Origin of the sequence: Proteus vulgaris, assembly GCF_016647575.1 — a bacterium.
Lineage (GTDB): Bacteria > Pseudomonadota > Gammaproteobacteria > Enterobacterales > Enterobacteriaceae > Proteus > Proteus mirabilis_B.
On the sequence record NZ_CP032663.1, the window covers coordinates 1,512,115 to 1,531,455 of the forward strand.

The following is a 19,341-nucleotide window of genomic DNA, read 5'->3' on the forward strand; positions in this document are numbered from 1 at the left end:
CTTGGAGAATCGGGAATGGTAGTGTTAAATAAAAATAAAATCGCACTTGGCGTTGTTGCTGCTATTGCATCAAGTTTTGTTATGACTGCATCAGCAGAAAATGTAGAAAAACTGCTTGTAACAACCGCTTCAGGGTTTAAACAAACCGTTGAAGATGCACCTGCATCGGTTTCTGTTGTCACTCGTGAACAATTAGAAACCAAATCTTACCGTGATGTGACTGATGCATTAAAAGATGTACCCGGCGTATTAGTGACAGGCGGTGGAAGTAGTTCTGATATTAGTATTCGTGGTATGGATGCAAAATATACCATGATTTTGGTTGATGGTAAGCGTGTTGCATCGCGTGAAACGCGTCCTAATAGTGATAACTCTGGTATTGAACAAGGCTGGTTACCGCCTTTACCTGCTATTGAACGTATTGAAGTTGTACGTGGCCCAATGTCTTCTTTATATGGTTCAGATGCAATGGGTGGGGTTATCAATATTATTACCCGTAAGGCGCAAAAAGAGTGGAATGTAAGTTTACGTGCTGATAGCACGCTGACAGAGCGTCAAAACTCAGGAAATACTGAACAAGGCAGTTTTTATGCAGCAGGTCCATTAATTGATAACCTTCTAGGATTAAAAGTCCAAGGTCAATATTCACACCGTAGTGAAGATAAATTTATGAATGGCTATAATCGTCAAATTACCGCAAGCGGTGGTGGGACATTAAGCTGGACACCTGATGACAAAAACACGGTTGAATTTGAATTTAAAAAAGACAGCCAACATCGAGATGCACGTTGGGAATATTCAGCATCTGAGCGCTCTCGTAAATCTAAGAGTAGTGATTTCAGTAAATATGAGTTAACGCAATATGCACTGACTCATGACGGTGTTTATGATTTTGGTACGATGAATACATATATTCAACGTGACGAGAATAATAACCCAAGTCGTAAAATGGAATACAATGATACGACTATACGTAATCAAACGGTATTTATGCTAGATGCGCATACATTAAGTGTTGGTGCTCAATATCGCTTTGAAGAGCTAAAAGATAGCAACAATCATTTAGATAAAGGCAGCAAACTCGATCGTTATAGTTGGGCACTATTTGCTGAAGATGAATGGGCGCTTACAAATGATTTCTCTTTAACCGGCGGTTTACGTATGGATAAAGACGAAAACTACGGTACGCATTGGACACCTCGTGTTTACGGTGTTTGGCATATGGCTGATGAATGGACGTTAAAAGGTGGTGTGTCTACCGGCTATCGTTCACCAGATCTACGCCAAGCAACCAAGACTTGGGGACAAGCAACGGGTGGCTCAGGTGGTAATGCTGTGATTTACGGTAATCCAGATCTGAAACCAGAAAAATCAGTAACAGAAGAAATTGGTATTATTTGGGACAATCGTGACAACTTAACGGCAAGTGTTACTATTTATAATACTGACTTTAAAGATAAAATTACTGAACGTCGCATTTGTGATGATAAAGGCGTGTTACCGACATGTACCAAAGAGCAAGGATATGGTCACCAATATGACTTTATCAGTACGCGTGAAAATGTTGATAAAGCCAATATGCGGGGTATCGAGGTTACAGGTAATTGGACAATTTCACCAGAATGGAATTTAGCCGCTAACTATACATTTACAGATTCTGAACAGAAGAGTGGTGCATTTAGTGGTAAACCACTGAATAAACAACCTCGCCATATGGCTAATGCGACCTTAAACTGGGAAACAACGCCAGAAATGGAAACATGGGCGCGTATTAACTTCCGTGGTAAAACATCGGATTATTTATCGCGTACCAGCATGGCAACAGGTACACCTTCTTATGCGTTTGTTGATATTGGTACCAGCTACAGCTTAACCAAACAACTTAATGTGATTGGTGGTGTTTATAACGTACTTGATCGTCGCATCAACTATGAAAACTTTAATACCACATTAGAAGGCCGTCGTTACAACATTGGTTTGAACTATAACTTCTAATTTTTCACCCTCAGTTTGTGTCATTAAGACTCCACTTGTGGAGTCTTTTTTATTTCTTATTTTCCTTTGTTTGCTCAAAATTAGTACTGGAAAATTTAAATATTGAGGTCTATATTTAGCTCAATAATTCATCTTATTCATCGTTTTATTCTGACTATCAACTTGTTATTTCTACTTAGTATCTGCCGTTTTTTTCTTAATTTGTTCTCTTACTTTTTATTTATATAAAATAGGCTATTAAAAAATAGACACTTTTTATTAAAAGTCTATTTTTTGGAGTGAAAAGAAGTGTGAGTTAACAATTCCTTAGCATTAATCTTATTAATGTATTTTAAATGCTTTATTTGGATGGTTTATTGATGATGCTAATTTTTATTTAAGGTTTAGTTTTTATTTATCAATACGTTATGCTTTTATTTCTTTCGGTGTAGTAAAGGCTTTCGAAATATTCAAAGCTTAAGAATTGTGATAAAAGCACAATTGTTGTTAATAAAATGTAGCGTTATATGTTGACTTAGTTTGCGAATTGAAAAGATCGTAAAAAAAGGGGGCTTTTTGATGAAAATGTATTGCTATTTAAGTCTGAGACGTGCAAAATGCGCCCACTAAAAATATGACTGATGCGTTTAAAGTGCATCGGTTTTTTTTTGCATTTTTACTTATTACTACACCAAGAGGTCAGATTCATTTGAGTCTGAATAGATAACATAATTTGATTAGCAGCCAGCCCCTTAGAGAAAGGGTTGTCATGATAGAGGAATGCTAATATGGTACATTTATTCTCTTTCGCAGTCGGGCCTAACGGCACTGCGGGCAATGATGACTACGGAGCACGGCGTCTCCTAAACACATACACATCCTTAAAAACTTCATTCTATTCTGTTTATAGGCAGATGCGAAGTCTTCCCAGTAACTGTCGGTTGAGTTTATCTAATACTCAAACCGAGGTTATGGGAGGGTTCGCTAATGTCAGATAACGTCATCTCCTCTATCGGCACTAACCAAACTGGTGCTAACAATCGAGTTCAACTACGTAAAACCTTGACACTAATGCAGGTAGTCATGATGGGGCTTGCTTTTTTACAGCCTATGACTATTTTCGATACATTTGGTATCGTTTCTGGCATTACCAATGGTCACGTAGCAACATCGTATGCGATTGCATTGATTGCAATTTTATTTACAGCCGTAAGCTATGGAAAATTAGTTAAGCGTTTTCCTTCAGCTGGCTCTGCGTATACTTATGCTCAAAAATCCATGAGTCCTTATGTTGGCTTTATGGTAGGTTGGTCATCTTTACTAGACTATTTGTTTATGCCAATGATCAATATCTTATTGGCGAAAATCTATTTACAAGCAATATTCCCGGGCGTTGAACCGTGGATCTTTGTATTTGGCTTAGTGGCTTTAATGACGTTCTTTAACCTACGCGGTATTAACGTTGTTGCTAACTTAAATACAGCAATTGTTATTGTACAAGTTGCAGTAATGGTTGTGTTTGTTGGATTACTTATTCACGGTGTATATAACGGAGAAGGTGCAGGGGAGTTATGGACCTTTAGACCGTTTGCTTCTGTTGATGCTGAAGTTATACCTATGATAACCGGAGCGACAATACTCTGTTTCTCATTCTTAGGTTTTGACGGTATCAGTACATTATCAGAAGAGACACCAAATGCAGGTAAAGTTATCCCTAAAGCGATTTTCTTAACCGCGCTGATTGGTGGGATTATCTTTATTGCCGTTTCTTACTTTTTACAATTGTATTTCCCAGATATTTCACGATTCAAGAATCCAGAAGAGTCACAACCTGAAATAATGCTGTATGTTGCTGGTGCTTTATTCCAGTCCATTATTTTAGTGTTCTCATGTGTGACTGTATTAGCATCTGGTATGGCGGCTCACGCAGGTGTTGCTCGTTTACTTTATGTTATGGGGCGCGATGGCGTATTCCCAGAGAAGACATTTGGTTACGTTCATCCTAAATGGCGTACACCGGCTTTTAACGTGCTATTGGTGGGTTTCTTAGCGTTAGGTGCTGTGTTCTTTGACTTAGTGACTGCAACTGCATTAATTAACTTTGGTGCGTTAGTTGCGTTTACTTTCGTGAATCTGTCTGTTATTTCACAATTCTATATTCGTGAGCGTCGTAATAAAGGGTTAATGGATCATATTAATTACCTGATATTACCTATTATTGGTGCTGCGACAATGGGTGTCTTGTGGATAAACCTAGAACCAGGCTCTATGGAGTTAGGTCTTGTCTGGGGTGCAATTGGTATACTTTATATGGTGTGGATCACTCGTCGATTCCGTCGTCCAATGCCACAAATGCCAGAAAAGTAATATTCTAAGAATTGTCATTATGATAAATAAAATGGCCTCAGTAATGAGGCCATTTTTTTTGTATTGAATAAACAGTATTAGAATCAAACAGGATAATAAATAACCAGTTGATTGATTTATATACAATAAGATTAAGGATATTTACTCATTCAAATAAAAAAATTAAAAATAATTTTATATGGGGCCTAGGGTTTTTCTTAAGTGTTTATAATTAGGTTAATTTACTTGTTTAAGTTAAATTAAATAATTTTTTATATTAGTTTGAATGTATCTATATATATGAAAAACAAACTTTATATATTCAAAATATATTTTTTTACTTTTTAAGTATTATATTGATGCTCAATTAAAGATTAGTCAAATATCCTAAAAATAAAGAAAATACTTTATAAATAAAGTGTTTTAAATAATTATCATTATGCAATTTAAACTTACTCTATGAGTAAATTTTTATTGTTGTGCTACTCTTTAATTAGGATTAGAAAATATATTTTCTTAATTCAAATCTAATTAAGATGATTAAGGGAATAATACTAATTCCAATAGGCGATTTATTTAAAAACGAAAGGTAACAATATGTCTTTAATTAAGAAAGTTGCTCCGTTTATCGTGTTGTCTGGATTTATGGTTGCAGGTAATGCTTTTGCTGCGACACAGGGTACAACGGTGTCATTCGAAGCATTAATTCGTGCCGCAAGTTGTGATGTTTCTTCAACAACAGAAGGTTCTAGAATTGATTGGGGAACCTTCACAAGTGATGAAGTGACTGGCAAAAACGTCGGTGATCAATTAGGAGATAACAAGACGTTTAATTTAGAGCTTTCTAATTGTACAGCAGCATTAGCAGCTGATGGAACAATCAATCTTTATGCTCGTGGTAATAAATCAAACTTTGATTCTGAAATGTTTGCTAACGCAACAGCAGCTTCTTTAGCTGTAAAATTGTTAGCAACAGCAAGTAATACTTTAGTTAAACCAAATGTTGAAACAGGTCTGAAATTAGGACAAGAGATCATTAAAGACGGCACTGGTCGTATTCCGATGACTGCTGGTCTGTATTTAACAAATGGTGCAGTAACAAGTGATGAATTAAAAGTACCAGTTACTTTTACTGTTGCTTATAACTAATATTACTTAATTTTTAGAGGCTCTATTTAATAGAGCCTCTCATTAAAGAAGAAATATAATGATTAAAATTACAAATAGAATAAGAAAATTTTTTGTTATTTTACTAATAATTATATCTCCATTTGCTTATTCTAAAGGAGTGGGTTTAAACGCTACACGTATTATTTATCCTGAAGGTGAGAATAGTGTAGGTGTTATCGTTCGTAATGAAGAACCAAAAATAAATTATTTGGTACAAGCCTATATTTCCTCTGATGAAAACCCAATTGTATTTCAAGTCACTCCTCCTCTTTTTAGAATTAATAGTTTATCAAGGCATGAAGTAAAAATTTATGCCATGAGTAATTCTTTACCGAAAGATAGAGAAAGTATCTTTTATTTTCATGCAAAGATGATCCCTGGACAAAGCAATAATTCTGATACAGCAGGCCTAAGTGTAGGATTTGATAATGTCATAAAGCTTTTCTACCGACCTAAAAACTTACCGATGACATCAGAAGATGCGCAAAAGAAATTAAGATTTAGTGTGGAAGGAAAACAATTAAAGGTAGTCAACAATTCCCCTTATTACATCAATTTTGCTGGGTTCTCTGTCAACAATATAAAGCTAGATGTTAGTTTGGCTAATAACAATGCCATGATCGCACCTTATAGCTCGATAAAATATGCCTTACCTACAGGTGTAAATAAAGGAAGTGTTCAATGGCGTACAATAGATGATTTAGGTGGATTTAATGAACATAAAGCCACATTTTAAACCAATTGTATTGGGCGCATTATTAACTTGTATCTCTTTTTATGGATATAGCGCTGTTGATGATTCTGCGGTTGTCATCGTAAAAGGCTCAGTAACAAAAGGTACATGTGCTTTTACTTTATCAGACCAAACAGTGAAATTTTCTCAATCAACATTAATGCAAAATGTTGATGAAATAGGTGTAAAAGAAGAAAACAAAATACCTTTTTCTGTTAACTATCTTTGTCAAGATTATGTTGATGAAACACCAGATATGGAAGTTGTTATAAAAGCGGGATCTGGAACACAAATTGCAAATAACAAAATATCGCCGGTGAATAATCCAACTAATGCGAGTTTTGCTCTATACGACTGTAAAGGTGATCATTGTTCTTTAATTAATTTTAACTCTGGAACAAGTTCTGTTTATATTACAACGGGAAATGGTAATAAAAATAAAGATTTTGAAGTCGAGCTCGTTAAGAAAGACAGTTCAGCGGTTAATCCCGGTACGCTAAAAGCAATATTAGCATTAACACTTATACAACCTTGAGAAAGTAAATATGAATATATTTCTATTGAAAAGGAGTTTGTTAAGTTTATTTATTACACCAGCACTCTTTATTAGTTTTAGTGCTCAAAGTATTGAATTTGACTTTAAAGTGACCATTGATAAACAGACCTGCAAGCTCTCAGTTTCAGGAACAAGTAACAATGAAGTTAATTTTGGTAGTATTCAATCGAATAAAATTAAAAATAATCTTATAGAACCTATCCCGATAAAGGTATTACTGAGTGACTGTAAAACGAATGACTTTTTTGATACCTATGTGACGATGAAGGCAAAAAGCACTTTAAATACGATTACTTTTAATGATGATCTCAATAAAAGTTTTGGTATCAGAGTATCAAGCAAAAATAATGTTGCTCAATCTAATACTAATACGGATTTTTTTAAATCTGAAGATACGGTTTGGAATAACATAAGTATAGATAAATTAGAAAAAACACTTTATACCTATGTCAAATGCAAAGACCCTACAGTTTGTGATCCTGAAACTGGAGAGTTTTCGGCAACGTTAACTTTTTCGTATATCGTTGATTAAGATATTATATGAATAATTTTATTATAAAAATTTCCATGGTTTTAATATTAGCTTTTAGTTATTTTAATGCTAACGCTGAAGGGGTTAGTTTAGGAAAAACACGTGTTATTTTTTCTGAAGGTAGTTCAAGTGAAAGTGTATATATTTCTAATGATGATAATCAACCTTATTTAATACAAGCTGGCGTTACTGAAAAAATTGATGGAAATTTGTCATCTAATTTTATTGTTACTCCTCCTGTGTTTCGTTTAGAGAATAGGAGCGTATCATCTTTACGTATTTTATTAAAAGATACTCAAGATTTACCCAATGACAAAGAGTCACTCTTTTATTTGAATACAAAAATTATCCCCTCTACTAAACGACCTGATGAAAGTGAATCACAGGAATCAAAACTAGTATTAATAACTAATTTTGTGATTAAAGTAATTTATCGACCTGAAAATATAGCAAGACCTTCAGAACAAGATTACAAAAAAATCTTTATTAAAAAAAATGAAGGAAAGTGGTTTTTAGATAACCCAACACCGTATTATATGACATTAACATCAATTAAAGTTAATAATGAAAAATATAATAAAACTCTCTTGTTAGCACCTTATAGCAAAGCTGAGTTGGTAGAAGTATCAATAAAAGAAGCTAGTTGGCATGTAATTAACGACTATGGTGAATTATCAAAAGAATTAAAATATAAGGACTAATGAAATGAACGTTTTAAATAGTCGTATTTTTTCTATTGCTGCTTTGATATTAGGTTTTTTTTATTGCCAATTAGCATGGTCTGCTAATAATGCATTTGAATTTTCATTACAAAGAATGACATATAATGAAGGTAGTAAAAGCATTTCTATCGGTTTAAGAAATAATGAAAAAAAAGCGTATCTCGTTCAAGTGAGTATGAGATGGTTAGATGAATCTACGGGGTTACAATTAATTGATAAAAAAGAGAACCCTCCTTTTATTTTAACTCCATTATTACAAAAAATAGAGCCTGAAGAATACTATGAGTGGGTAATTAAGTTTACTGGCTCAGAAAGCGCATTACCAACAGATAGAGAGAGTGTTTATATTTCTCAATTTCGATTAATACCATCTACATCTGAAGAAACTCCAAATGTGCAGATGAATTTTATTAGAGCATTAAACTTTAAAGTATATTACCGGCCAAAATCTCTTGAAGGTATAAAAATAAAAGATGCAGAAAAAAAATTATCATTATCAATTGATGGTAATAAGATAATTGCTAAAAATGATTCACCTATTTATTTGGCTTTTAACACAATAAAAATAAATGGAAAAGAGATAGAGCTGCAAGAGTTATCGAAAAATGTACCTCCATTTGGTACACAAGAATACTTATTTTTTAATAAAAAAAATGTTACATCTATTCATTGGCAAGTATTAGATGAGTTTATGTTCCCATTAGATGAAAAAATGAAAACAGTAAATTAATAAATTTATAAAAATATATGTTTTTATAAAGCTAAAGGTTAAGAGTGTAAAAATGAATAAATCAATGGCAATGTTTAGATACAGTTTTTTTACATCACTTATTTTGTTCTCATTTAATTCTTTTGCAGAGGATTATTTTGATCCCGCATTACTTGATGGGCAATTAGGTGCATCTGCAAATGAAATTGATTTAAGCCAATTTTCACAAAAAGATGCGTTACCTGAAGGTAAAATATCTTTATTAGTTTATGTCAATAGTAATAATAATGGTGAGTTCATTATTAATTTGGTAAAAGGACCTAATAATAAAGTGGTGCCTGAAATAACCCGAGAATTATTAGATGAATTAGGTGTTAATACTAAAATGATACCTAAGTTAAATATGTTAAAGAGTGATCAGGTTATTTATGATATTAATGAATATATTCCTGATGCATTAATAAAAGTAAATTTAGCAGAATTAAAACTAATCACTAGTTTTCCTCAAATTGTTATGTCCAATGATGCTGTTGGCTATATTGATCCCGCCTCTTTTGATAGTGGTGTTTCTGCCATGTTTATCAATTATATGTTTAGTGGAGGGCATTCTTCTAACGATAGCCATTTTGATAAAGTTAATAATAATGGGAAACAAAAAAATGATAATTTCTTTGCTCAACTAAGAGCTGGTTTTAATCTTTATGATTGGCGTTTACGTTCGACAATGACACAGACGTATACCCGAAATTCAAATAATGTAGAGACTCAAAGTAATAATAGTAATAAATTTTCTAATACATATCTTTCTCGTAATCTTTATTCTTTACGATCGGAATTTATTATTGGTGAAACTACAACCGGAAATGATGTCTTTGATAGTATACCAATGAAAGGTATGCGTTTAGTTTCTAACGAACAGATGTTGCCAGCGAGTCAACAAGGTTTTGCTCCAGATGTGAGTGGGATTGCTCAATCTAATGCGCAAATTACTATCCGACAAAATGGGAATGTCATTTATCAAACTTATGTTGCACCCGGCGCATTTAAAATAACCGATCTTTACGCGAGTGGTTCAGGAGGGAACTTGGATGTCACAGTGAAAGAAGAAGATGGTTCAGAAAGGACATTTACAGTTGCTTTTTCATCATTACCCGTAATGTTAAGACCGGGTGGTTGGAAATATGAAATTAGTACTGGGCGATTTGATGGTGGCACAACGGTTGGTTCTAAAAAAGCAGATTTTCTGCTTGCTAGTGGTATTTATGGTTTACCTCATGATGTCACTCTTTATGGTGGGTTATTAGGTGCGAAAGATTATTATGCTATTTCTTCTGGGATAGGAATTTCATTAGGTAATTGGGGGGCTCTGTCTACAGATATCACACATGCTCATGCTGACTTTAATACAATAGGCTCCCAAAATGGGCAATCTTATCGATTCCGCTATTCTAAGAATATGACCACGACAGGAACCTCTGTTGACTTAACTGCATTACGTTTTTCAACTAAAGATTATTACGATTTTAATCAATTTAATACGGAAGATTATCGGTTAAAAGATGGTACTTCACCGTGGTTAGGTGAACGAGAAAAAAGTCGTTTTACAACGTCATTATCACAATCATTAGGTCAGTACGGTAGTATTTATTTATCTGGTAGCCGTTATAATTATTGGGAACAAGATAAGAATGTTACTCAACTTACGACAGGATATAATGGCAATATTCGTGGTATTAACTTTGGCGTTAATTACAGTATTGATAGAATAAAATCAGATGATAGCTGGCCTGAAAATAGGCAAATTAGTTTTAATGTGAGCGTTCCATTTAGTGTGTTTAGTAATTCGCCTGCGCTCAGCAATTTTAATAGTACTTACATGATAAACCATGATAATAATGGAAGAACTAACCAGCAAGTCGGATTATCTGGTAGTGCATTTGATAACTCCTTATCTTATGGTATTTCTCAATCTTGGGCTAACCAAGGCCAATCTAATAATGGCTCAGTATATGCTAATTATTCAGGTAACTACGGTACATCCTCTCTAAATTATAATTATTCAAGTGACTACTATAATGTTAATGGCAGCATGAATGGTGGTTTGCTTTTACATTCAGGTGGTTTATTGCTAGGTAGAAGTATGGGCAATAGTATGGCCATTGTTGAAGCGCCTGGAGCAAAAGGTACTGAATTAAGTTCAGGAAATGGTGCGATTAATGGACAGGGATATGCGTTATCACCGTATCTTACAGAATATCGCCAAAACACAATTGCATTAAATGTAAATACATTGCCTGATAATACGACTCTACAATCCACATCTCAAAATGTAGTTCCGACAAAAGGCGCTATTGTTAAGGTTACCTTTAAAACAAAGATTGGTTTCCAGGCTATTTTAAATCTTTCTCAGAATAAAAGTGTTATCCCATTTGGCGCTATTGCTACGTTAATTGATGCTGATAATCCTAATGATTTGAATACAGGTATTGTTGGTGAAAATGGCCAGCTTTATATGAGTGGACTTCCTGATAATGGCAAGTTGTTAGTGAAATGGGGTAATAAAAATCAGCAAAGTTGCAACGTTTCATATAGTGGCTTAAGTAATATTGAAGTCAATAGCAAGCAACCAATAAGAATTTTATCTCTTTCTTGCCAATAAAAAATAATCCTTATTTTATAGGTGGATGCATAACAATGAAAATGCGTAATTTAATGATGGCATCACTAACTTCAGTATTAATGACTTCGTCATTTAATGTTTTAGCTGGAACAGATAGGGGGGCTATGACATTAAGCTTAACTGGGGTGATTGATATGAATATTAGCCCTACACAAGTTCAATATATAAATGGTACATTGACTGGGAATAGTAGTTTTCCTGGGAGTCCTGTTTATGATAATAGCAGTAACTCTTCTTGGGATACTAAGTATGCGATTATTTCTTTAAGTCAGTCAAAAACGAGATGTGATTCTACATTTGTTTCTAAAATTCCAGGGCAAACTAATAAATACGGTCTAAAATTAACGCATTCCAATAATACAAGTACGGCAGTTTATGTAACACCACAATTTAACTTCAATGTCAGTTTATCTAATTTTAGTTCTAATTATCAAAGTGCTTATTCGGGGCAATTTTTTCAGGTGAATAGTAGTCTCGTTGATAAAGAATCATCTAGCATTAATGTATGTTTTGTGCCACATAATTATGCAACGACAACAGTTCCTGGTGGTGGCTCAAAAGTTGTTAGTGTCACAACACCAAGTTCATTTCCTGTTTATATTGATGCTAATTTAACGCCAGGTAAGTTAACGTATAAAGGCACTCCTTTTTATGTAGGTAGTTTTGGTCGGAGTGCTAGTGGTGACTTTTTTTCACAAGTTAACGTAATTGCTGATGTAACAGTAAAACGTTCTTGTGCTGTTACAGGTGTATCTAATCAACAAATTAATGAAAATATGACATTTACAAATGAAGTCATTAAAGACTCTGTATTTACATTATCCTGTGGGGGGACAGGTAACCCTGTAAATATGTCAGCGGTAATTAAAGAGGGAAGTTTAGACCCAAGTAATGTAAATAAATTAGTCTTAGCTCCTATTAATGGTACTGTATCTAACAAAAAGCCTTGGGTTATAGGATTGCCTTATAAGCAAACTTCAATACCAAATTTAAAATGTGCTGATGAAAATAATAACAACTTATTAAAGTTCAATAATACTGATATTGAGCTAAGTGGAACCAATATGGGGAATAATCAACCTGATATATTTGGTATCAAATGGGCTCTTTGCAAACCAGATGGGACAAAAGCAGGTGAATACCGCGGAAAAGTAGATGTGAATATTTTTGTCCGTGGATAAAAATCACAAATTTAGAAAAGAAAAATAAAAGTGGACCTTAAGGTCCACTTTTTTATGGAAGATATTTTTATTTCTATTGATTTAAGCTAAGAATTTATTTTAACTAGAATACGAATTTCAATAATGAATAAATTATTTCAATTTAAGTTATTTAAACTAAATAAATGGCTATGTTTTAATTCAAAGTGAAATTTATTTTAATTTTTATAATTAATTAAGATTAACATTAATTAATTTATTAAGTAATTTTTGTGATTACATAAAGCTAATTTTTTAACATAAGTTGATTTTTTTAATCTTTATATTGTCAAAGTTATGGTGTTTTATTTGTTATTCATTTTTTGATATTTACTTTATATACTTTAATATCAATAATGTTAAAGATTAGATGTATCCTAAATACAATTAAAATCACACACTCTATTTATTGTACAATATGAAAAAAATTATACTCTTTTTAAATTTATGGGTGTTTTTTACGCTCTTTAATACTCCCATATCTTCAGCAGATGCTTCTGAAAAAGCGACGGAAATCTTTAATCAGCAACAACAGCATAATCAAAGCCAACAAGAAGCACTTTATCAACAATTAACACCTGAAATACCTAATATATATTTTGATATTAGCAAATATGAAGAAACAGAGAATAAAACAGAAGAAAAGCTTTGCTTCCAAATAGAACACATTGAAATAACAAATGCTGAAGTTATTCCTCATTGGGTTAATTTACCTCTTTTTAAAACTGAATTTATAGGACAATGTTTGGGGGTAAAAGGAATAAACGCTTTAGTGACTCGTATGCAAAATAGGTTATTAATGCATGGGTGGATCACCACGCGTATTGTTGTACCTGAACAAGATATTAGTCGCGGAACTTTATATCTAACAATAGTTCCCGGCATTATTCGCCATGTTAAGTTTACTGATGACTCTGATAAATACGCCTTGCTGTATACCAGTATGCCTGCACATAAAAAACAACTGCTCGATTTACGAGATATTGAACAAGGGTTAGAAAATCTGCAACGATTACCAGTTGTTAGTGCAGAAATGGAAATAAAGCCAGGTGAAAATGCAGGTGAAAGCGACATTGTGATAAAGCGAAAACAATCTCGTTTCTGGCATACTTCATTGTGGATAAATGATGCCGGATCACCTGCAACAGGGCGTTATCAAGGTGGTTTAATGTTAGCACTAGATAATCCTTTAGCGCTGAGTGATTTGTTCTATTTATCAACAGAACGTGATTTAGACTTTGTTGGTAGTAAGAATAATCAAAATATTATGGCGCATTATTCAGTGCCTTTTGGCTATTGGTTATTCGATATTAACGCCTCGAAATATGATTACTCTCAGACTGTAGCAGGTCATATTAAAGATATTCTCTATTCAGGAGAAAGTGATAGCGTTAATGCAGGTGTGTCATACATTCTCTTTCGTAATCAAAATAGTAAAACAACATTACGTTATGGTGTTCAAGCTAAAGTATTGCGAAATTATATTGATAATACCGAAATTGAAATACAACGCCGACGAGTGAGTCATTGGCTAGTGAATCTCTCGCATCGTCAATATTTTAGCTTTGGGACTTTGGACGGTAGTATAAATTACCAAAAAGGCACTCGCTGGTTTGGTTCAATGGCGGCTTACGAAGAAAAGTATCTTGATAATTACTATGCAACAGATAAAGCGAATATTTTAACGTGGCGAGCTGAATTAGATATTCCAATATCTATTGCCCAACAGCAATTTAAATACCAAGCAAGCTATCGCAAACAAATGACTCACGATGCATTAACACCCATTGACCAATTTGCAATTGGTAATCGTTGGACTATTCGTGGATTTGATGGTGAAAGAACACTCAGTGAGGTTTTTAACCGTTTTTTCTTTAATAACTCGGCTTTGTGCTTTTTTGACAAACGAACTCCAAAGTCTCTATCCATGACTTTAACCACAGCTTCGAAAAAATCGGATTTAAGCCGAGCTTCTTCAAGTTCCTTTTCAAGGATCTTAATGCGTTGTTCCGGCGTTTGTTGTTCAGAAGATTGGGTCATAGCTGAACCTCTATAAAAAGTATCAGGGGTACCGTTTGACCAATCTAACCTACCATGCTTACGAAGCCAAACTAAAACAGTAGAGCATCCTTGTATACCATAGTGATCTTGAGCTTGTTTATAGGTTAATTCGCCTTTTTCAACTTGGTCAACAAGCTGTAATTTAAAAGCGAGAGAATAATCGCGTTGAGTTCGTTTAGTGATTGGTTTCATTACACTCTCCAATTTCAGATTGGAAAAGTGTCAACCTTATTTAGGATGGGTCAAATATCTAAAAAAGATCCTAATTTAGGCTAGGATCTTTTTTATTTATTTTCACGTTTTTTAATAAAACAGGTAAATCAGTATTTTTTGATTAGACACCGTTTATGACAATCTCTATCAAGCCTTTTCAGAAACCAACGATAACGTTACTGGGCGTGATATTCAGAATCACCTCTTCCAGCAATGGGGGCAATCACGACAGGAGGTGGAGCATTAATGGGGTATGGATTAGGTAATTTTATAGTAAAACCTGTAACTAATTGGGTTGGTAAAATAATAACAAAAGGTAATAATCCCAGATTTAATGAAGTGTTGAGAAAATATTCAGAGTCAGAGGTTAAGGGAAAGTCTTATATTATGCAGGAAGTATCCGAAAGTAAAATTTCTTCTGGAGTAAGTAATATGAGTGGTAGTTTCTCGGCTGAATATGGTGCATCTAAATTACAAGAATTAATAGATAAAAGAGAAGAAAAATGAAAAAAGTGTTACTTTTTATTTTTATGATTATTTTATATTCCATTGTAGGAGGGGGAGGTTTATTTCTGATAGGGATCATTTTTGACTTTTTTCTATTTGTTTTTTCTTATTTTTATTTAGATATTCCAATGTCAATATCATTTGAAGATTATAAAGTAGAGCGATTATTAAGGATGAGTATAGGAGGTGGAATTATTATTGGTATTAGTATTTTTATTATTCAATTATCGGAAATGAAAAAAAGATAATTTAAATAATCTTTACAGTTGCATAAGTGTATATTTAAAAAATATAGTACAGATATATCAATTGGAGTAATTATTAATGAAACTCTCAATATATTCATTATTTTTTATGATTTTTATATATGGTTTCTTTTTCTTTTTCTTTTTCTTTTTCTTTTTTTATCTTTATCAGGAGAATGGTTTTTAACAGATCAATGCATAAATCAATTAGATTGGATGAATTCTATCAAACTAGGTGACTTCATTGGTAGCAGTGTTGGAACAGTCGTTTGGATTGTTATGCTATTTAATATTCGTTAACTTTAGATAGTTTATAAATATCAAAAATTCGCTATAGAGAGTATAAAACCATAGCTGTAGCGTGAAAAACACTATCCAATCTGCGGTATAACAAGGTACATGGACAGTGAGTGATAGCGATAAACAAGAAAAAGATAGAGGAAAATAAGAATGGGATTTTTTATAGACAAATTATTATCAATTTGCAGTGATGACATCTCACCTAATCAATTGAAAAAAAATATTGAATCAAATTATGGGCAATCATTAATAGACCAACTAGTTTTTTTGCTAGAAAAAAAGAACGGTTTTTATGGATTTGAATCAGCATTACACTTATTTCCATATGAAAGTATAGGTAAAGAAGTCGGTGTAATTGATTGGAATAATAATAGATTGTGGATTTCTGCATATAAAGATATGGCGCAAGAAGCATTCTTTTTTGCAGAAGATATTTTTGGAAATCAGTTCTGTATCAAAGATGATCTGATTCAAGTTTTTGATCCAGAGACAGGTTCATTTAGTGAGTTGGCAGGAAGCTTTGAGGAGTGGAGTAAAGCAATTTTAGATGATTATAATTTTTTAACTGGGTATTCATTAGCTAATCAATGGCAGAATATTTATGGAAAAATTCCATCAATGCATAGGCTAATTCCTAAGGTCCCATTTGTTTTAGGAGGGGAATATGCATTAGAAAATCTATATCTATCAAATTCTATAGATGCGATGAAGTCTAGAGCGAGTATTGCATTACAAATTAGAAATATTCCAGATGGTACGGGAATTTCTATTGATACGAGAAACTAGTTATAGATAGTAATTCCAGTTTCACACAGAAGCCTTTTGGGTTGATCTATTCTTTCTCCACCAGTTGAATAAATAGTTATTCGACTGGGAGAATGAACTGAATTTCAGTGTAAATCTGAGTTCTCTCAGCGAAATTGCAGTTATGATTTTGGTCTATCACAATCACCAGATACAACGCGAGAAATCACATTACAATCAGCACAAAACCAAGAAACAACAGACAGCAAAAACGAAAGTAAAATTGCTTCTGTTGGCGTTGGTGTGACGGTGGGCTCTGATGGTGTTGGCGTTAACATTAATGCGAATGGTAGTCGAGGTAAGGGATTTGAAGAGGGCGATCACACCTATTACACCAATACGACGCTAAATGCAGCTCAAGATTGCGGATCTTAATGCTCAGAAAGACTCCACTTGCGACAATTGCAGAGTTACTTGGCTAAAGGAAAGGAATAGTGAGTGTTTTAAATGAAAATTGGGAACCTGATTTTGGTACTATTTATACTTGGTTTGCAATGGATAAAAATGGAAAAATTGCGGTTATGGTAAATAACTGTTTTAGTGATGTACTAATAAATTTGTTACGTATTAAAAATGTAGAGCTATTGCTTGACCATCTCTGTGACTATATGTGGGAAGAATCTCAAGTATTTAACCACTATCCGAGAAATAAGAATGGCTATTACAGTATTTTTAGTTATTAAAAAATTCAAAGTGACAGTTGATTTTATTTGGCTGAAAAGAATAGATAAATCTCTGGCAAGACTCAAAGAACGCTATCAAAAACCTAGCCTAAGTTAAATAAACATTGGCTAGGTTTTATTATTTAAATCATACTATAACTTAAAAAGAATAAAGCGAATCTTTAGACTCTTTTAATTTTTGTGCTAATTCAGAAGCTTCATATCGCTCTGTTACTATTTCGATATAAGAGGCATTTTCTGAGGATCCTGCGACTTCAAGCGCTTTATTTAATTCATCTATTGTTGTGACTTTCTCACAATGCCAATCTCTTGCACCAAATGCTTTAGGTAATTGATGATAATTCCATTGAGCAAGATCGTTATAATAAGCTTCAGGGTAATCACACAATAATCGTTCAATTAAGTAACCATCGTTATTTAAAACAAGGATGATTGGTTTTAATCCAAAACGAACAAATTGGCTAATCTCTTGTACGGTTAATTGATGCGAGCCTTCACCTGTAATTAAAATAACTCGTTTGTTAGGCGCTGCAAGTGCAGCACCAAATGATGCAGGTGTTGCCCAACCAATAGAGCCCCATAATGTTTGATTATGGAACTGTGCGCCTTCAGGTAATAGAGCGAAGCCTAATCCCATTGATGATGTACCTGTTTCAGCAATAATAATGTCGTTAGGTTTAAAGAACTTTTCTAAATAAGGATAGAGATACTGAGCAGTAATTTTACCGTTATCAGATAATACAGCTTCACCTAATCCTTTGGCTTTTATCTGATGATAAGTTCTATTCGGTAATCTTTGAGTTAGTGCTGAGAGCACGTCTTCCATATAAATGGATGTATAGATAACGGAATCAATCTCAACATATTCAGGCATGATGTTGATAAATTGTTTTGGTTTAATATTGGCAGTGAAACTTCCGGTATTGAAGTCAGTCATCATTGCACCAATTCCCAATACGTACTCACTATTTTCTACAAATTCTCTGACTTCAGGTGTCATTAATTTGCCATCATACATACCAACATATTGGGGATGCGATTCACTTAAAATACTTTTATCCATAAACATAGTGGCATAAGGTAAGCCAGTCTTATTAATAAAAGATTGGACATTATCTGATAACCCTAAACGTGAGGATAAAATACCTGGTAATACACAGATATTATTGCTGTGTGTAAGCTTTTCAATAATGCGTGATACCACTTTTTCTAGTATTTCTTGATCGCTTATTGGTTTTTTGGGTGTGGTAACAGGTGAATGTTCTATCACTTGCATAGTGGCATAATCAGAAGGTAAGCCAATATAAACAGGACGACGCTCTTTTAATGCAGTCGCAATTAAGCGTTCCATTTCTGGAATACAATTTTCAGGTGTTAATATTGTGTGAGCACAAGCGAGACGTTGGCCTAATTGATAAAAAACATCAAAATCACCATTACCTAATGTGTGATGAACCAGACGCTTACTTTTTTGTACACCACTTGCTGGCATACCAACTAAATGAAAGATAGGTAAGTTTTCTGCATAAGAGCCGGCAATAGCATTAATCGCACTTAATTCACCAACACCAAATGTTGTCGATAACGCAGCCATACCTTTAATTCGGGCATAACCATCAGCAGCGTAAGCTGCATTTAATTCGTTGCAATTACCAATCCAACGCATATGGTTGCTATTACAAATAGTATCTTCTATGGGGAAAGCATAATCACCCGCAACACCAAAAATATCACTTATTCCTAAGTCATATAAGCGGTTTAACATATATTCAACGACAGTCTTATTCATATTATCTCCAGAAAATCCGAATAATAGTCTGTAAAAACAGAAAAATGCTTTTACATTATGCTTAATGTTTTATCGCGGATATTATTTGATATGAAATGGTTTATTATCATTGAGGGTA

At 33.6% G+C, this 19,341-nt stretch carries 17 protein-coding genes and 2 pseudogenes; 17 read left to right on the forward strand and 2 right to left on the reverse strand.

Going from position 1 to position 19,341, the window contains the following annotated elements; translation table 11 throughout:
* Nucleotides 1-15 precede the first annotated feature (15 nt).
* The 12 genes and pseudogenes from D7029_RS06900 to D7029_RS06950 form a co-directional block, all read left to right on the forward strand.
* Nucleotides 16-1,995: a ligand-gated channel protein gene (locus D7029_RS06900; RefSeq protein ID WP_194952221.1), complete on the forward strand. Its 1,980-nt coding sequence runs from the start codon at nt 16-18 to the stop codon at nt 1,993-1,995.
* 767 nt (nt 1,996-2,762) lie between these two features.
* Nucleotides 2,763-2,972, forward strand: a complete 210-nt coding sequence (locus D7029_RS19035) for a hypothetical protein (protein WP_075673568.1) — start codon at nt 2,763-2,765, stop codon at nt 2,970-2,972.
* Nucleotides 2,962-4,341: an APC family permease gene (locus D7029_RS06905; protein ID WP_109372867.1), complete on the forward strand. Its 1,380-nt coding sequence runs from the start codon at nt 2,962-2,964 to the stop codon at nt 4,339-4,341. The genes D7029_RS19035 and D7029_RS06905 overlap by 11 nt, the downstream gene beginning before the upstream one ends.
* A gap of 576 nt (nt 4,342-4,917) precedes the next feature.
* Nucleotides 4,918-5,469: a fimbrial protein gene (locus D7029_RS06910; RefSeq protein ID WP_098943431.1), complete on the forward strand. Its 552-nt coding sequence runs from the start codon at nt 4,918-4,920 to the stop codon at nt 5,467-5,469.
* Between the two features lie 58 nt (nt 5,470-5,527).
* Nucleotides 5,528-6,226: a molecular chaperone gene (locus D7029_RS06915; protein ID WP_194952222.1), complete on the forward strand. Its 699-nt coding sequence runs from the start codon at nt 5,528-5,530 to the stop codon at nt 6,224-6,226.
* Nucleotides 6,204-6,758: a fimbrial protein gene (locus D7029_RS06920; RefSeq protein ID WP_194952223.1), complete on the forward strand. Its 555-nt coding sequence runs from the start codon at nt 6,204-6,206 to the stop codon at nt 6,756-6,758. The genes D7029_RS06915 and D7029_RS06920 overlap by 23 nt, the downstream gene beginning before the upstream one ends.
* Nucleotides 6,759-6,768: 10 nt before the next feature.
* Nucleotides 6,769-7,311 (forward strand): fimbrial protein, encoded by a 543-nt coding sequence (locus tag D7029_RS06925; RefSeq protein ID WP_088493210.1) that lies wholly within the window; start codon nt 6,769-6,771, stop codon nt 7,309-7,311.
* A gap of 8 nt (nt 7,312-7,319) precedes the next feature.
* Entirely contained in the window at nt 7,320-8,012 is a 693-nt protein-coding gene (locus D7029_RS06930; RefSeq protein ID WP_194952224.1) for a molecular chaperone, read from the forward strand.
* A 4-nt stretch (nt 8,013-8,016) separates the two neighbouring features.
* Nucleotides 8,017-8,763, forward strand: a complete 747-nt coding sequence (locus D7029_RS06935; protein ID WP_194952225.1) for a molecular chaperone — start codon at nt 8,017-8,019, stop codon at nt 8,761-8,763.
* Nucleotides 8,764-8,815: 52 nt separating this feature from the next.
* Nucleotides 8,816-11,401 carry a fimbria/pilus outer membrane usher protein gene (locus D7029_RS06940; RefSeq protein WP_228766742.1) on the forward strand — a complete coding sequence of 862 codons (2,586 nt, stop codon included), beginning with the start codon at nt 8,816-8,818 and terminating at the stop codon, nt 11,399-11,401.
* A gap of 35 nt (nt 11,402-11,436) precedes the next feature.
* Complete coding sequence (locus tag D7029_RS06945) at nt 11,437-12,603, forward strand: hypothetical protein (protein WP_075674300.1); 1,167 nt, start codon at nt 11,437-11,439, stop codon at nt 12,601-12,603.
* A 436-nt stretch (nt 12,604-13,039) separates the two neighbouring features.
* Nucleotides 13,040-14,413 (forward strand): annotated as a pseudogene (locus tag D7029_RS06950) (ShlB/FhaC/HecB family hemolysin secretion/activation protein); the annotation flags it as partial.
* Between the two features lie 74 nt (nt 14,414-14,487).
* Here D7029_RS06950 and D7029_RS18890 read toward each other — a convergent pair.
* Nucleotides 14,488-14,874, reverse strand: a pseudogene (locus tag D7029_RS18890) (IS3 family transposase); the annotation flags it as partial.
* 234 nt (nt 14,875-15,108) lie between these two features.
* On the opposite strand from D7029_RS18890, the gene D7029_RS06955 reads away from it, so the two are divergent.
* From D7029_RS06955 to D7029_RS06975, 5 genes are all read left to right on the forward strand, one after another.
* Complete coding sequence (locus D7029_RS06955; RefSeq protein ID WP_228766743.1) at nt 15,109-15,402, forward strand: adhesin; 294 nt, start codon at nt 15,109-15,111, stop codon at nt 15,400-15,402.
* Nucleotides 15,399-15,650, forward strand: coding sequence for a hypothetical protein (locus D7029_RS06960; RefSeq protein WP_194952227.1), 252 nt, complete (start codon nt 15,399-15,401; stop codon nt 15,648-15,650). Before D7029_RS06955 ends, D7029_RS06960 begins: the two co-directional genes overlap by 4 nt.
* A 447-nt stretch (nt 15,651-16,097) precedes the next feature.
* The gene (locus D7029_RS06965) at nt 16,098-16,733 is read left to right on the forward strand and encodes an SMI1/KNR4 family protein (protein ID WP_201161573.1); all 636 of its coding nucleotides are present in this window, start codon (nt 16,098-16,100) and stop codon (nt 16,731-16,733) included.
* A 183-nt stretch (nt 16,734-16,916) separates the two neighbouring features.
* Entirely contained in the window at nt 16,917-17,126 is a 210-nt protein-coding gene (locus tag D7029_RS06970) for a hemagglutinin repeat-containing protein (RefSeq protein ID WP_194952595.1), read from the forward strand.
* Between the two features lie 59 nt (nt 17,127-17,185).
* Complete coding sequence (locus tag D7029_RS06975) at nt 17,186-17,434, forward strand: hypothetical protein (protein ID WP_194952228.1); 249 nt, start codon at nt 17,186-17,188, stop codon at nt 17,432-17,434.
* A gap of 139 nt (nt 17,435-17,573) precedes the next feature.
* Here the strand turns inward: D7029_RS06975 and D7029_RS06980 are convergent, their stop codons facing one another.
* On the reverse strand, nt 17,574-19,223 hold the full coding sequence (locus D7029_RS06980; protein WP_194952229.1) for an alpha-keto acid decarboxylase family protein: 1,650 nt from the start codon (nt 19,221-19,223) through the stop codon (nt 17,574-17,576).
* Nucleotides 19,224-19,341 lie beyond the last annotated feature (118 nt).

Excerpts from the sequence above, each read along its gene's own strand:
- D7029_RS06980 (WP_194952229.1), bottom strand. The coding sequence starts at position 19,223 with ATGAATAAGACTGTCGTTGAATATATGTTAAACCGCTTATATGACTTA.
- D7029_RS06915 (WP_194952222.1), top strand. The coding sequence starts at position 5,528 with ATGATTAAAATTACAAATAGAATAAGAAAATTTTTTGTTATTTTACTA.
- D7029_RS06940 (WP_228766742.1), top strand. The coding sequence starts at position 8,816 with ATGAATAAATCAATGGCAATGTTTAGATACAGTTTTTTTACATCACTT.
- D7029_RS06930 (WP_194952224.1), top strand. The coding sequence starts at position 7,320 with ATGAATAATTTTATTATAAAAATTTCCATGGTTTTAATATTAGCTTTT.
- D7029_RS06945 (WP_075674300.1), top strand. The coding sequence starts at position 11,437 with ATGAAAATGCGTAATTTAATGATGGCATCACTAACTTCAGTATTAATG.
- D7029_RS06955 (WP_228766743.1), top strand. The coding sequence starts at position 15,109 with ATGGGGGCAATCACGACAGGAGGTGGAGCATTAATGGGGTATGGATTA.
- D7029_RS06910 (WP_098943431.1), top strand. The coding sequence starts at position 4,918 with ATGTCTTTAATTAAGAAAGTTGCTCCGTTTATCGTGTTGTCTGGATTT.
- D7029_RS06905 (WP_109372867.1), top strand. The coding sequence starts at position 2,962 with ATGTCAGATAACGTCATCTCCTCTATCGGCACTAACCAAACTGGTGCT.
- D7029_RS06935 (WP_194952225.1), top strand. The coding sequence starts at position 8,017 with ATGAACGTTTTAAATAGTCGTATTTTTTCTATTGCTGCTTTGATATTA.
- D7029_RS06965 (WP_201161573.1), top strand. The coding sequence starts at position 16,098 with ATGGGATTTTTTATAGACAAATTATTATCAATTTGCAGTGATGACATC.
- D7029_RS06960 (WP_194952227.1), top strand. The coding sequence starts at position 15,399 with ATGAAAAAAGTGTTACTTTTTATTTTTATGATTATTTTATATTCCATT.
- D7029_RS19035 (WP_075673568.1), top strand. The coding sequence starts at position 2,763 with ATGGTACATTTATTCTCTTTCGCAGTCGGGCCTAACGGCACTGCGGGC.
- D7029_RS06920 (WP_194952223.1), top strand. The coding sequence starts at position 6,204 with ATGAACATAAAGCCACATTTTAAACCAATTGTATTGGGCGCATTATTA.
- D7029_RS06900 (WP_194952221.1), top strand. The coding sequence starts at position 16 with ATGGTAGTGTTAAATAAAAATAAAATCGCACTTGGCGTTGTTGCTGCT.
- D7029_RS06925 (WP_088493210.1), top strand. The coding sequence starts at position 6,769 with ATGAATATATTTCTATTGAAAAGGAGTTTGTTAAGTTTATTTATTACA.